This is a genomic window from Pseudonocardia xishanensis (genome assembly GCF_039541715.1).
GTDB lineage: Bacteria > Actinomycetota > Actinomycetes > Mycobacteriales > Pseudonocardiaceae > Pseudonocardia > Pseudonocardia xishanensis.
Genome location: NZ_BAABGT010000012.1, coordinates 227126 through 239873, shown reverse-complemented (window position 1 = coordinate 239873; position 12748 = coordinate 227126). Strand labels below are relative to the sequence as shown.

General features: G+C 71.6%; 14 protein-coding genes. 5 read left to right on the top strand and 9 right to left on the bottom strand.

Translation table 11 applies throughout. From position 1 onward, the window contains the following. Positions 1-47 precede the first annotated feature (47 nt). A complete protein-coding gene (gene fdhA, locus ABD993_RS03835) occupies positions 48-1262 on the bottom strand; it encodes a formaldehyde dehydrogenase, glutathione-independent (protein WP_345412692.1) in 1215 nt (404 codons plus the stop codon). Positions 1263-1314: 52 nt separating this feature from the next. Here fdhA and ABD993_RS03830 point away from each other — a divergent pair, with 52 nt between their 5' ends. Beyond that, positions 1315-1830, top strand: a complete 516-nt coding sequence (locus ABD993_RS03830; RefSeq protein ID WP_345412690.1) for an NUDIX domain-containing protein — start codon at positions 1315-1317, stop codon at positions 1828-1830. On the opposite strand, the gene lpdA is transcribed toward ABD993_RS03830, so the two are convergent. Further along, the gene (gene lpdA, locus ABD993_RS03825; RefSeq protein ID WP_345412689.1) at positions 1820-3232 is read right to left on the bottom strand and encodes a dihydrolipoyl dehydrogenase; all 1413 of its coding nucleotides are present in this window, start codon (positions 3230-3232) and stop codon (positions 1820-1822) included. The genes ABD993_RS03830 and lpdA overlap by 11 nt on opposite strands. 69 nt (positions 3233-3301) lie before the next feature. After that, on the bottom strand, positions 3302-3805 hold the full coding sequence (locus ABD993_RS03820) for a MarR family winged helix-turn-helix transcriptional regulator (RefSeq protein ID WP_345412687.1): 504 nt from the start codon (positions 3803-3805) through the stop codon (positions 3302-3304). An 85-nt stretch (positions 3806-3890) separates the two neighbouring features. On the opposite strand from ABD993_RS03820, the gene ABD993_RS03815 reads away from it, so the two are divergent. Beyond that, entirely contained in the window at positions 3891-4448 is a 558-nt protein-coding gene (locus ABD993_RS03815) for a YceI family protein (protein ID WP_345412685.1), read from the top strand. Between the two features lie 63 nt (positions 4449-4511). Then, the gene (locus ABD993_RS03810; protein WP_345412683.1) at positions 4512-5318 is read left to right on the top strand and encodes a helix-turn-helix domain-containing protein; all 807 of its coding nucleotides are present in this window, start codon (positions 4512-4514) and stop codon (positions 5316-5318) included. Here ABD993_RS03810 and ABD993_RS03805 read toward each other — a convergent pair. The 3 genes from ABD993_RS03805 to ABD993_RS03795 all read right to left on the bottom strand — a co-directional run bounded on the left by ABD993_RS03805 (position 5258) and on the right by ABD993_RS03795 (position 8628). After that, a complete protein-coding gene (locus tag ABD993_RS03805; RefSeq protein ID WP_345412681.1) occupies positions 5258-5656 on the bottom strand; it encodes a VOC family protein in 399 nt (132 codons plus the stop codon). The two genes, ABD993_RS03810 and ABD993_RS03805, sit on opposite strands and share 61 nt — an antisense overlap. 162 nt (positions 5657-5818) lie before the next feature. Next, complete coding sequence (gene arc / locus ABD993_RS03800) at positions 5819-7630, bottom strand: proteasome ATPase (protein WP_425568886.1); 1812 nt, start codon at positions 7628-7630, stop codon at positions 5819-5821. Positions 7631-7791: 161 nt separating this feature from the next. After that, entirely contained in the window at positions 7792-8628 is an 837-nt protein-coding gene (locus ABD993_RS03795) for a tRNA (adenine-N1)-methyltransferase (protein WP_345412825.1), read from the bottom strand. A 244-nt stretch (positions 8629-8872) separates the two neighbouring features. On the opposite strand from ABD993_RS03795, the gene ABD993_RS03790 reads away from it, so the two are divergent. Beyond that, positions 8873-9820: a RecB family exonuclease gene (locus tag ABD993_RS03790; protein ID WP_345412679.1), complete on the top strand. Its 948-nt coding sequence runs from the start codon at positions 8873-8875 to the stop codon at positions 9818-9820. Between the two features lie 29 nt (positions 9821-9849). Beyond that, positions 9850-10665 carry a thioesterase family protein gene (locus ABD993_RS03785; RefSeq protein WP_345412678.1) on the top strand — a complete coding sequence of 272 codons (816 nt, stop codon included), beginning with the start codon at positions 9850-9852 and terminating at the stop codon, positions 10663-10665. 6 nt (positions 10666-10671) lie between these two features. Here the strand turns inward: ABD993_RS03785 and hisG are convergent, their stop codons facing one another. The 3 genes from hisG to ABD993_RS03770 all read right to left on the bottom strand — a co-directional run bounded on the left by hisG (position 10672) and on the right by ABD993_RS03770 (position 12712). Next, on the bottom strand, positions 10672-11556 hold the full coding sequence (gene hisG, locus ABD993_RS03780; RefSeq protein WP_345412675.1) for an ATP phosphoribosyltransferase: 885 nt from the start codon (positions 11554-11556) through the stop codon (positions 10672-10674). 14 nt (positions 11557-11570) lie between these two features. Then, positions 11571-11834 carry a phosphoribosyl-ATP diphosphatase gene (locus ABD993_RS03775; protein ID WP_345412673.1) on the bottom strand — a complete coding sequence of 88 codons (264 nt, stop codon included), beginning with the start codon at positions 11832-11834 and terminating at the stop codon, positions 11571-11573. A gap of 209 nt (positions 11835-12043) precedes the next feature. Next, entirely contained in the window at positions 12044-12712 is a 669-nt protein-coding gene (locus ABD993_RS03770; protein WP_345412672.1) for an HAD family hydrolase, read from the bottom strand. Between the last annotated feature and the right edge of the window lie 36 nt (positions 12713-12748).

Sequence of the window (12748 nt, the reverse complement as noted above, 5' to 3'; positions counted from 1 at the left end):
CCTAACCCGCTCGGGAGGCGCCCGTCGCGCCTCCCGAGCGGGTGCCGCTAGGCCGCGGGCACCATCCCGTGCGGGTCGAGCACGAACTTCTGCGCCGCGCCGCGGTCGAAGTCGCGGTAGCCGCGCGGGGCGTCCTCCAGCGGGATGACCGTCGCGTTCACCGCGTCGGCGATGTGCGCCCTGTCGTGCAGGATCGACTGCATCAGCCCGCGGTTGTAGCGCAGCACCGGGCACTGGCCGGTGGTGAAGCTGTGGCTCTTGGCCCAGCCCAGGCCCAGCCGGACCTTGAGCGTGCCCTCCTTCGCGTCCGGGTCCGCGGCGCCCGGGTCACCGGTGACGTAGAGCCCGGGGATGCCCAGCCGCCCCGCCGCCCTGGTGACCGTCATGATGTCGTTGAGCACCTGGGCGGGCCGTTCCTCGCCGCCCCCGTGCCCGGTGGCCTCGAACCCCACGGCGTCGACCGCGCAGTCGACCTCGTTGGTGTGCAGGATCTGGTCGATCTGCTCCTCCAGCGTGGCGCTCTGCCCCACGTCGACGGTCTCGCAGCCGAAGGACCGCGCCTGCTCCAGCCGCTCCTTGTTCAGGTCCCCGACGATCACCACGGCCGCCCCGAGCAGCTGCGCGGAGTAGGCGGCGGCGAGCCCGACCGGGCCCGCGCCTGCGACGTAGACCGTGGACCCGGTGGTCACGCCCGCGGTGAAGGCGCCGTGGTAGCCCGTCGGGAAGATGTCCGAGAGCATCGTGAGGTCCCGGATCTTCGCCAGCGCGCGGTCGCGGTCCGGGAACCTGATGAGGTTGAAGTCGGCGAACGGCACCATCACGTAGTCGGCCTGGCCGCCCTCCCAGCCGCCCATGTCGACGTAGCCGTAGGCCGAGCCCGCCCGGGCCGGGTTCACGTTCAGGCACACCCCCGTATGGCCCTCGCGGCAGTTGCGACACCGCCCACAGGCGATGTTGAACGGCACCGTGACGATGTCCCCCACCTCGAGGAACTGCACGTCCGTGCCCTTCTCCACGATCTCGCCGGTGATCTCGTGGCCGAGGGTCTGCCCCGGCGGCGCGGTCGTCCGGCCCCGGACCATGTGCTGGTCCGAGCCGCAGATGTTGGTCGAGACGCACTTGAGGATCACCCCGTGCGGTGCCTTGCGGTCCATCCCCATGGCCGCGGCGACGTCGGCCGGGATCTCCAGCGTCGGCATGTCGTGGTCCTCGATCTCCACGACACCGGGTTCCTTGTAGACGACGATCCTGTTTCCACCCATGCACGCCATCCCTACGCTCTTGTGCTCAAGGTCACATCGCCAGGATGGAGCAATGACGTCCGAGGAGATCATCGCCGTGTTCGACGCCGCGGGCGCGATCGTCGGGAGTGCGCCGCGCAGCGAGGTCTACGCCCGGTCGCTGTGGCACGGCTCGGCGGGGGTCGTCCTGACCCGCGGGGCCGAGGTCTACGTGCACCGGAGGGCGGACACCAAGGCGGTCATGCCCGGGCTGTGGGACTGCGTGGCGGGCGGGGTCGTCGACCCGGGCGAGACGCCCTACGAGACCGCGGTCCGCGAGCTGGGTGAGGAGCTCGCGGTGCACGGCGTCCCGCTCTCGCCGCTGCGGACGGTGGCCTGGGAGTCCGGGCCCGGACCCGGCCTGGGTGGGCCGGAGGGGCTGCGCTGCCACCTCTTCGGCTACACGGCGACCTGGGACGGACCGGTCCACCACCAGCCCTCGGAGATCGCCGAGGGCCGGTGGATGTCGCGGGACGAGCTCGCGGCCCTGCTACCGGGCCCGTTCGCACCCGACAGCAGGATCCTCGCGGAGTACTGGCTCAGAAGTTGATCATGTGGCCGGTCAGGCCGTGGAAGCACTCCTGCAGGGCCTCGGACAGCGTGGGGTGCGCGTGGACGTTGCGCGCCAGCTCGTGGCTGGTCAGGTCCCACTTCTGCGCCAGGGTCAGCTCGGGCAGCAGCTCGGTGACCTCCGGGCCGATGAGGTGCCCGCCGAGCAGCTCGCCGTAGGTCTCGTCCGCGATGAGCTTGACGAAGCCGTACGGCTCGGCGAGCCCGTGCGCCTTGCCGTTCGCGGTGAACGGGAAGGTCGCGACCTGGACCTTCCAGCCCTTCTCCTCGGCCAGCTCGCGGGCCTGGGCCTCGGTGTAGCCGAAGCTCGCGACCTGCGGCTGGCAGAAGGTCGCCCGCGGCATCATCGCGTACTCGGTCGCCCCGAAGCCCATGGTCTCGGCGCCCGCGATCGCCTCCGCGGCGATGACGCCCTGGGCCTCGCCGACATGGGCCAGCATCAGCTTCGCGGTGACGTCCCCGATCGCGAAGATGTGCGGCACCGAGGTGCGCATGACGTCGTCGATCTTGATGGCCCTGCGCTCGGTCAGCTCGACGCCGGTCTTCTCCAGCCCGTAGCCGTCCACCCGCGGGGCGAAGCCGATGGCCTGGACGACCTTGTCCGCCTCCAGGTCCCGGGTGCCCTTCTTGTCCGAGACGGTGACCGTGACCTTCGCGCCGGAGTCGTCGATCTTCTCGACCCTGGTGCCGGTCAGCACCTCGACGCCCAGCTTCTTGTACTGCTTGAGCAGCTCCTTGGACACGTCCGCGTCCTCGAGCGGGAGGAGCCGGTCCAGGAACTCGACGATCGTCACCTGCACGCCGTAGTTGCTCAGCACGTAGGCGAACTCGACGCCGATCGCGCCGGCCCCGGCGATGATCACGCTCTCGGGCAGCTCACGGGTGGTGATCTGCTCCTCGTAGGTCACCACCCGCTCGGACAGCTCGGTGCCCGGCAGCAGCTTGGTGGTGGCGCCGGTGGCGATGATGGCGTTCTCGAACTCGACGGTCTCGGTCCCGCCCGCGCTCAGCTCCACCGAGATGGTGTGCGGGTCGGTGAACGTGCCCGTGCCGTCGAACTCGGTGATCTTGTTCTTCTTCATCAGGAAGTGGACGCCCTTGACCCGGCCGTCCGCGACCGTGCGGCTGCGGTCGAACGCCGCGCCGAAGTCGAACGTCACGTCCCCGGAGATGCCGAAGGTCTTCTTCTCCTTGGCGAAGATGTGCGCGAGCTCGGCGTTGCGCAGCAGCGCCTTCGACGGGATGCAGCCGACGTTGAGGCACACCCCGCCCCAGTACTTCTGCTCGATGATCGCCACGCTCTTGCCGAGCTGGGCAGCACGGATCGCTGCCACGTAACCACCAGGACCGGCACCGAGAACGACGACGTCGAAACGAGACATGACGCCAGCCTAGAACTCCGCACTCCCGCACGTCGGAGCCGGTGCCGTGATGCGACCCGGGCCACAGCGTCAGCCCGCCTCGGGACACCCCGCGTCACTCTCGGCCGGCCACACGGGGCGGTCGGTCAGATGGTCGACGAGCGCGTCCGCCACCTCGCCCAGCGCCGCGACCTGCTGCGGGGTCAGCGCGTCGAACAGGAGGCTCCGGACGGTCTCCACGTGCCCCGGGGCCGCCCGCTCGAGGGCGGCCAGGCCCGCGTCGGTCAGCCGCGCCCAGGCGCCGCGCCGGTCGGTCTCGCACGTGGTGCGCTCGACCCAGCCCGCCTCCTCCAGCCGGGCCACCGCGTGGGAGAGCCTGCTGCGGCTGGACAGCGAGGTGTCCGCCAGCCTGCTCATCCGCAGGGTGCGGTCCGGCGCCTCGGAGAGCCTGGCCAGGATCTCGTAGTAGGCGTGGGGCATCCGCGCCTCGTTCTGCAACTGCCGCTCGACGCGCTCGAACAGCAGCCGGTTGGCCGTGAGGAAGGCCCGCCAGGTCCGCTGTTCGTCGTCGTCCAGCCACCGCGTGTGGTCCACGTCACCTTCTTTATGGTTGAACACTCAAGCGCAACGGGTCTATCGTCACTCTCAACAGCTGAGAGTTCAAGCATATGGAGCGCACATGACCACCGCCACCCAGATCCCCGGCTATGTCGTCGGGACGTGGGACATCGACCAGGTCCACTCGGACGTCTCCTTCTCCGTGCGCCACATGATGGTCAGCAAGGTCAAGGGGCGCATCGCCCGGTTCGGTGGCACGGTCGTCACCGGCGAGACCTTCGAGGACTCGAGCGTCACCGCCACCCTGGACGCCTCCTCCATCGACACCAACAACGAGCAGCGGGACGGGCACATCAAGTCCGCCGACTTCTTCGAGGTCGAGAAGTACCCGGAGTGGACGTTCGTCTCCACCGGGATCGTCGCCGACGGCGGCGACTACAAGCTCAACGGTGACCTCACCATCAAGGGTGTCACCAAGCCGGTCTCGCTGTACCTCGAGATCGGTGGCTTCGGGCCGGACGCCTACGGCGGCACCCGCGCGGGCTTCACCGCCACCACCACCATCAACCGCAACGACTTCGGCGTCGACATCTCGATGCCGCTCGACGGCGGCGGCGTGGTCGTGGGCGAGAAGGTCCAGCTGACCCTCGAGATCGAGGCCGTGCTCCGCGCCGCCTGATCCCTCGCTCACGGGCCCGTCCGCCGGTGGTGGGCGGGCCCGCGGCGTGTCTACGGTGGGGCGATGTACCGGGAGACCCCGCCCCCCGCGTCGCTGCGCGGGCTGGTCGAGTGCGCCTGGTGGTCGGACGCGCGGGGGAACCGCGTCCTCCCGGACGGCTGCATGGACCTGCTGCTCTCGCCCGACGGCGGGTGGTCGGTCGCGGGCCCGGACACCTCCGCGTTCCTCGCGAGCGGCACCGCGGACTGGACCGCCGGGATCCGCTTCCACCCCGGCGTCCTCCCCCGCCTCCTCGGCGTCCCCGCCGAGGAGCTGAGAGACCGCCGCGAGCCCGTCGAGTCTGTGGCTCCGCGAGCCCTCCGCCCCCTGGTCGCCGACCTCCGCCCTGCCCGCTCGGATGCGGGCGCGGGTCTGTTCGGCGCTGTCGAGCGGCTGGTCGACGCGGCGGTGGAGCGGCGGGAGACGGCGCCCTGGTCCCTGACCGCGCTCGGCCACGTCACCGCACGGCTCGGCACCGGGGCGGCGGTCGCGGACCTCGCCGACGAGCTCGGCTGGTCCACCCGCTCCCTGACCCGCCACTGCACCGCCGTCTTCGGCTACGGCCCCACGGTGCTGCGCCGGATCCTGCGCTTCCGCGCCGCCGCGGACCTCCTGTACAGGGGGGTCGCGCCCGCCGAGGTCGCGGCCCGCACCGGCTATGCGGACCAACCCCACCTGACCCGCGAGGTCAGGTCGCTCGCCTGCGTCCCGCCCTCGGCCCTCGTCGCCGACTCCCGACCCGACCCGGTGATCATCAGCCCCCACGCAGGTCAGGGCAGCGCTGCGAAGAGGTCGATGTGGGTGCCGTCGGGGTCGGTGACCGTGGCGTAGCGCTGGCCCCAGGGTGCGTCGAACGGGGCGTGAACGCTCGGGGCGCCCGCTCCGACCAGGGCGCCGTGGGCCTCGTCGACCTCGGCGGGGGTGTCGAAGCCGAAGGCCAGCGCGACCCGACCCTCCCCCGTCGGCGGCGTGTAGCCCTCGGTGACGCTCGCGACGGTGGACTCGGGGTCGAACGCGAGCCGGTTCCCCCCGGGCAGCGGCACCTCGACGTGCGGTGCCTCGTCGACGCCCTCGGGGACCCCGAGTCCCAGCGCTCGGTAGAAGGCGAGCGCCTCGCCCAGATCGGCGGTGACGATCTCGATCACGGTCTCGGTGCTGCGAAAACCCATGCCGAGCACGCTAGCGACGGGCTCGGCAGGCGGGCTTGAACGGATCGGACAGCCCGCGTGCAGCCGTGCGGGCAGGGCAGAGGGTCCCCGCGGACCACTCCCCCGACACGCGTCGAGGCCCCGCCCGGAACTCCGGACGGGGCCTCGACGGGCGAGCGGGTCCTACAGGTACTGGCCGGTGTTCGACGCGGTGTCGATCGCGCGGCTCGAGGCGTCGTTCTTGCCGGTGACGAGCGTGCGGATGTAGACGATCCGCTCGCCCTTCTTGCCGGAGATGCGCGCCCAGTCGTCCGGGTTGGTGGTGTTGGGCAGGTCCTCGTTCTCGGCGAACTCGTCGACGATCGCGTCGAGCAGGTGCTGGACCCGCAGGCCCTTCTGCCCGGTGTCCAGGACCGCCTTGATCGCGGACTTCTTCCCGCGGTCGACGATGTTCTGGATCATCGCGCCGGAGTTGAAGTCCTTGAAGTACAGGGTCTCCTTGTCACCGTTGGCGTAGGTGACCTCGAGGAACCTGTTCTCCTCCGACTCGTCGTACATCCGCTCGACGATGCGCTGGATCAACGCGTCCACGCACGCCTTGCGGTTGCCCGCGAACTCCGCCAGGTCCTCCTCGTTGATGGGGAGGGTGTCGGTGATGTACTTCGAGAAGATGTCCTGGGCCGCCTCGGCGTCCGGACGCTCGATCTTGATCTTCACGTCGAGTCGGCCGGGGCGCAGGATCGCGGGGTCGATCATGTCCTCGCGGTTGGAGGCGCCGATGACGATGACGTTCTCCAGGCCCTCGACACCGTCGATCTCCGCCAGGAGCTGCGGCACGATCGTGGTCTCGACGTCCGACGAGACACCCGAGCCACGGGTCCGGAAGATCGAGTCCATCTCGTCGAAGAACACGATCACCGGGGTACCGGCGCTCGCCTTCTCCCGAGCCCGCTGGAAGATCAGCCGGATGTGCCGCTCGGTCTCACCGACGAACTTGTTGAGCAGCTCGGGGCCCTTGATGTTGAGGAAGAACGCCCGACCCTCGTTCGGGTCGTCCCCGCGCTGGGCCGCGATCTTCTTGGCCAGCGAGTTGGCGACCGCCTTGGCGATCAGCGTCTTGCCGCAGCCGGGGGGCCCGTAGAGCAGGACGCCCTTCGGGGGCCGCAGCTCGTACTCGGTGAACAGCTCGGCGTGCAGGAAGGGCAGCTCGACGGCGTCCCGGATCTGCTCGATCTGCCGGAACAGACCGCCGATGTCCTCGTAGCCGACGTCCGGGACCTCCTCGAGCACGAGGTCCTCGACCTCGGCCTTCGGCACCCGCTCGTAGGCGTAGCCCGCCTTGGTGTCCACCAGGAGGGAGTCGCCCGGCTTGAGGGCGACGAAGTCCTCGACGGTGTCGTCGAACAGCGGGGCGGCGAGCCAGACGACCCGCTCCTCGTCCGCGTGCCCGACGACGAGGCCGCGACCCGCCATGGAGTCGGTCGGCTCGGAGAGGACCTCGCGAAGCCCGCAGACCTCGCCGATCTTCTCCCAGTCGCAGCCCTCGACCACGGTGAGCGCCTCGTTGAGACGCACCGACTGGCCGCTGCGCAGGGTGTCGATCTCCACCGCCGGGGAGACCGCCACCCGCATGCGGCGACCCGAGGTGAACACGTCCACCGTGCTGTCCTCGTACGCGGTGAGGTAGACGCCGTACCCGCTCGGCGGCTGGGCGAGGCGGTCCACCTCCTCGCGCAGCGCGATCAGCTGGCTCCGCGCTTCCTTGAGGGTCTCGGTCAGCTTCTCGTTGCGCGCGCTCAGCTGGGACAACCGGCTGGCGGACTCCGCGAGACGCTGCTCGAGCAGACGCGCGTGCCGGGGGGATTCGGTCAGCTTGCGCCGCAGCATCGCGACTTCTTCTTCGAGGTAGCGGATCTGGGCCGCAGCCTCAGCCGGGGTCAGGGCCCCGCCTTCGCCTGGCTCACGAGTGCCGGGACCATCGTCGTAAGGGTTCACGGCATCCTCCCTCCGTGCTCCGTTTCCATACGGTACCCGGAAGCGTCGCCCATCGCGGTGAGGCGATTCGGTGATCCGTCACTCACGCGGACGGCACCTTGACGCCATCGGGATGTCTGGTTCCCGTAATCGGCCGGAAGGGAGTACTCGACCGGATGCCCTCAGCGACTGGTCGGTCTGCGCTGCTGCCGCGGCGGGACCACGCCCTCGGCCAGCCGACGAGCGGTCACCAGGAACGCTGTGTGACCGATCATGCGGTGCTCGGGTCGGACCGCCAGACCCACCACGTGCCAGGGCCTGACCAGCGACTCCCAGGCCTGCGGCTCGGTCCAGCACTGCATCTCGCGGAGCTTCTCGACGACCTGCGACAGCTGGGTCGTGGTGGCCACGTAGGCCACGAGGACGCCACCCGGGATGAGCGTGTCGCGCACCGTCTCGAGGCACTCCCAGGGCGCCAGCATGTCCAGGATGACGCGGTCGAACGGCTCGGCGGCGCCGTCGTGAGTGTTAAGGTCACCGATCCGCAACGTCCAGTTGGGTGGCGCGTCGCCGAAGAACCGTCGCACGTTGCGATCGGCGTGCTCCGCGTGGTCCGCACGCACCTCGTACGAGACCACCGAACCCGACGGGCCGACGGCCTGGACCAGCGAACAGGTGAGCGCCCCCGACCCGGCGCCGGCCTCCAGCACGCGGGCGCCCGGGAAGATGTCGCCCCAGACGAGGATCTGCGCCGCGTCCTTCGGGTAGATCACGGCCGCGCCGCGCGGCATCGACAGCACGTAGTCGGCGAGCAGCGGCCGCAGGGCCAGGTAGGGCGTGTTCGCCGCGGAGTGGACGACGGACCCCTCCGGCCTGCCGATCAGCTCGTCGTGCGCGATGGAGCCGCGGTGGGTGTGGTAGCTCGCGCCCGCCTCGAGGATGACGGTGTACTTGCGGCCCTTGGGATCGGTCAGCTGGACCCGGTCACCCTCCCGGAAGGGCCCGCCGCGGGTGCGCAGGTGCGGCTCGCCGTTCGCCGAATCGATCTCCGGTTCGGGCGTGTCGGGGCCCGCCGCCCCCTCGGGAGCGGGGTCCACGGGGTCGGGGGTGGGGTCGGCTCCGTCCGCGACGGTGGCGTCGGCGGGCTCGGTCGGGGGGTCGGCCGGGGCGTCGACGGTGCGGAGATCGGAGTCGGGCACGGGGCGCAACGCTACTTCGTGGGTCCGCGGGGACTGTCGGTGCGGTCACCTACTGTTCTGCGACGTGGACGAGGAGCAGGTCGGGCAGGAGCGGGACGAGCGCCGCAGACCCGCCCTGTCCCCGTCCCGGGCCGCGGACTTCAAGCAGTGCCCGCTGCTCTACCGGTTCCGCGCGGTCGACCGGCTGCCGGAGTCCCCCAGCCCGGCCGCGCTGCGCGGCACGCTGGTCCACGCCGTCCTGGAGCGGCTGTTCGACCTCCCCGCCGCCGAGCGCCTGCCGGACACCGCCCGGTCGCTGCTCGGCGCGGTGTGGTCGGAGATCGCCGCCGAGGCGCCCGAGCTGGTCGCGGTGATCCCCGAGCCGCGTCCCCCGGCCCCGCCCGAGCTCCCCGGGGACGCCGACCCGGTCCCCGTCGAGGAGCCCGCCGCCCCGGACCGGATCGGCGCCTGGCTGGCCGGCGCGGCGGACCTGCTGGACACCTACTTCGCGCTGGAGGACCCGCGAGCCCTCGAACCCGGCGAGCGGGAGCTGCTCGTCGAGACCGAGCTGGCCTCGGGCGTCCCGCTGCGGGGGTACCTGGACCGGCTGGACGTCGACGGCGCGGGCGGGCTGCGGATCGTCGACTACAAGACGGGGTCGGCGCCGCGGGAGTCCGGCGAGTCGCGGGCGCTGTTCCAGATGAAGTTCTACGCGCTGGCGCTGCTCGAGCTGCGCGGCCGCGTCCCGGAGCAGCTGCGGCTGGTCTACCTCGGGAGGGGCGGCGAGGAGCTGACCTACCGCCCGGAGGCCGCCGAGCTGCGCCGCTTCCAGCGGATCCTGGAGGCGATCTGGGCCGCGATCGTCGAGGCGGACCGCACGGGTGACTTCCGGCCGAACCGCGGCCCGGGCTGCGCCTGGTGCGACCACAAGGCGCTGTGCCCGGCGTGGGACGGCACTCCCCCGCCCTATCCGGGCTGGCCGGAGCTGCGCGGCGAGGCGCCGACGGCCCCCTTCGGGGCAGCGGCGAGCTGAGCCGGGGGCGCGCGGGGCATGATCGGGGCGTGAGCGAGGAGCCCTTCTACCGACCGCTGGACAGCGATCCCACCGATCCGTCCGCCGGCCTCTTCCACGCGACGGCCGCGACGACCGGGCCGTGGTTCGCCGACGCGCAGCACCTCGGCCCGCCCTCGGCGCTGCTGGTCCGCTCCTTCGAGCGGGTCCCGCCGAGCCGCCCGGACGCTCCGCCACTGCAGCTGGCCCGCTACTCCATCGAGGTCCTCGGTGCGGTGCCCGCGGGCGAGGTCGCGGTGCGGGCGTGGGTGGAGCGGCCGGGGCGCACGATCGAGCTGCTCGCCGCGGAGATGACCGCGGGCGGGCGCGCCGTGCTGCGGGCCCGCGCCTGGCGGCTGGCGATCGCGGACACCGCGGACGCGGCCACCGGCGCGGGCGACCCCATCCCGGGGCCCGAGACCGTCGCGCCGCAGGTCGGCAGGCCGGAGGGCTGGCTGCCCGGGTACCTGGACGCCGTCGAGTGGCGTTGGGTCGCCGGGCACTTCGACGAGCTCGGCCCCGGTGCGGCGTGGGGGCGGCTGCGGGTCCCGGTCGTGGAGGGTGAGGAGCCCAGCGGCCTGCAGCGCCTCGCCGCCGTGGCCGACTCCGCGAACGGGGTGGCGGCGCCGCTGCCGATGAGCGGCTGGCTGTTCCTCAACACCGAGCTGAGCGTGCACCTGCACCGCCCGCCCACCGGTGGGTGGACGGGCATCGACGCGCAGACCGTGATCGGCCCGACGGGCACCGGGACCGTCTCGGCCCGCCTGTTCGACGCGGACGGCCACGCGGGCCGGATCACCCAGGAGCTGACCGTCCGCAGGCGCTGAACCCGGCTAGTGCAGCCCGCCGTCGACCGCCCGGCAGCTCCGGATCTCCGAGGTCAGGATGCCCCGCGCGCCGACGGCGGCGAGCTTGTCCATCACCCGGTTCGACTCCTTCTTCAGCACCATCGAGCGCACCGCGACCCAGTCCGGGTCCGACAGCGGGGCGATCGTGGGCGACTGGAGACCGGGGGTGATCTCCTTGGCCGCCTCGAGCTTCACCTTGGGGCAGTCGTAGTCCAGCATCAGGTACTGCCGGGCGTAGACGACGCCGCGGATCCGCTCGGCGAAGATCTTCTTGAGGTCGATGACCTCCTGCGTCTCCTGCCGGTCCATCCGCGGCTCGCGCTCGATGAGCATGGCCTCGGACTCGGCGATCGGGTCGCCGATGACCTTCAGCCCGTGCTGGCGCAGCGTGCGCCCGGAGGACACGACGTCCGCGATCGCGTCCGCCAGGCCGAGCTGCACGGAGATCTCCACCGCGCCGTCCAGCTTGATGATCTTGGCGCCGATCCGCTTGCCGGACAGGTGCGAGCGGACCAGCCGCGGGTAGGACGTGGCGATCGTCTTCCCGTCCAGGTCCTCGAGCTTCCACTCCCGGCCCTCGGGCGCGGCGAAGCGGAACTTCGACGCGCCGAAGCCCAGCTTGAGCACCTCCTGCACCTGGCTGCCGGACTCCTCCATGAGGTCGTGCCCGGTGACCCCGAGGTGCAGGTCCCCGGACCCGACGTAGGTCGCGATGTCCTTGGGCCGCAGGTAGAAGAACTCGATCCCGTTCTCCTCGTCGATCATCGAGAGGTCGCGGGAGTCGGTGCGCTGCCGGTAGCCGGACTCGCGCATCATCGTCGCGGCGGGCTCGGCCAACGTCCCCTTGTTGGGAAGTGCGACGCGCAGCATGGGTCAGTCCGTTTCTAGAGGTACTTGTAGACGTCCTGCAGGGTCAGTCCACGACCCAGCATGATCACCTGCGTGCGGTAGAGCAGCTGCGAGATCTCCTCGGCGAGGGCGGCGTCCGACTCGTGCTCGGCCGCGATCCAGACCTCGCCCGCCTCCTCGAGGAGCTTCTTGCCCTGGGCGTGGACCCCGGCCTCGAGTGCCGCGACGGTGCCGGAGCCGGGGGCCTTGGCGGCCGCCTTCTCACTGAGCTCCTCGAACAGCGCGTCGAATGTCTTCACGGGTCGGCGTCTTCCTCTCACGAGCGTTCCTGCACACCCAGTGTCGGATGCGTCCCCCGCGGTCACGACCGGAAACGGGCCGCAGGAGATCGCCGGGTGCCGGCATGCGCCGGGCGGCCCGGTCCTCCCGGGCGTTCACCCGGAAGGAGGCTCCGCTCGGCGCACGCTGATCGCGCCCGACGGTACCCGGCGTGAGCAGGGTGGTTCCGTCAGGCCTCGGGACGCCCGCGGACCGACCCGAGGACGCAGGCCAGGTCCTCCGCCCGCAACCCCACCAGCGAGTCCCGGACGACACGCCGCGGGCCCGCGGGGATCGGCACCTCGCACGGCACCCCCAGCACGGCCGCGCCCGCGGCCTCGGCCGACGCGATGCCCGTCGGTGAGTCCTCGACGGCCACGCAGTCCGTGATCGCCACGCCCAGCAGCGACGCCGCCCGCAGGTACGGATCCGGCGCGGGCTTGCCGCGCGGCACCTCGTCCCCGCACACGGTGACGTCGAAGTGCTCGTGCCCGATCCCGATCAGCGCCTTGTCCGTGAGGTACCGGCCGGTGTTGGTCACGAGGGCGACCTTCGGACCCGCCAGCCGGACAGTGCGCAGCGCCTCCTCGGCGCCGGGCCGCCAGGGCAGCCCGGCCTCGAAGAACTCCGCCGTGGTGTCGACGAGCATCCGGGCGCCCTGCTCCGACAGCGCCGGGGTCTGCGCGACGCCCGCCTCCCGGAACACGATGGCGAGGCTGCTCGCGAGGTTCCCGCCGAGGGTCTCCCGGCGGGCCGCCGCGGACAGGTCGGTGCCGCCCAGCCAACGCAGGACCTCGACGAGCGAGCGGTCCCACACCTTCTCCGAGTCGATCAACGTGCCGTCCATGTCGAACAGCACCGCCGCCGGAACCGCACGAACGGCACTCTCGTGCGG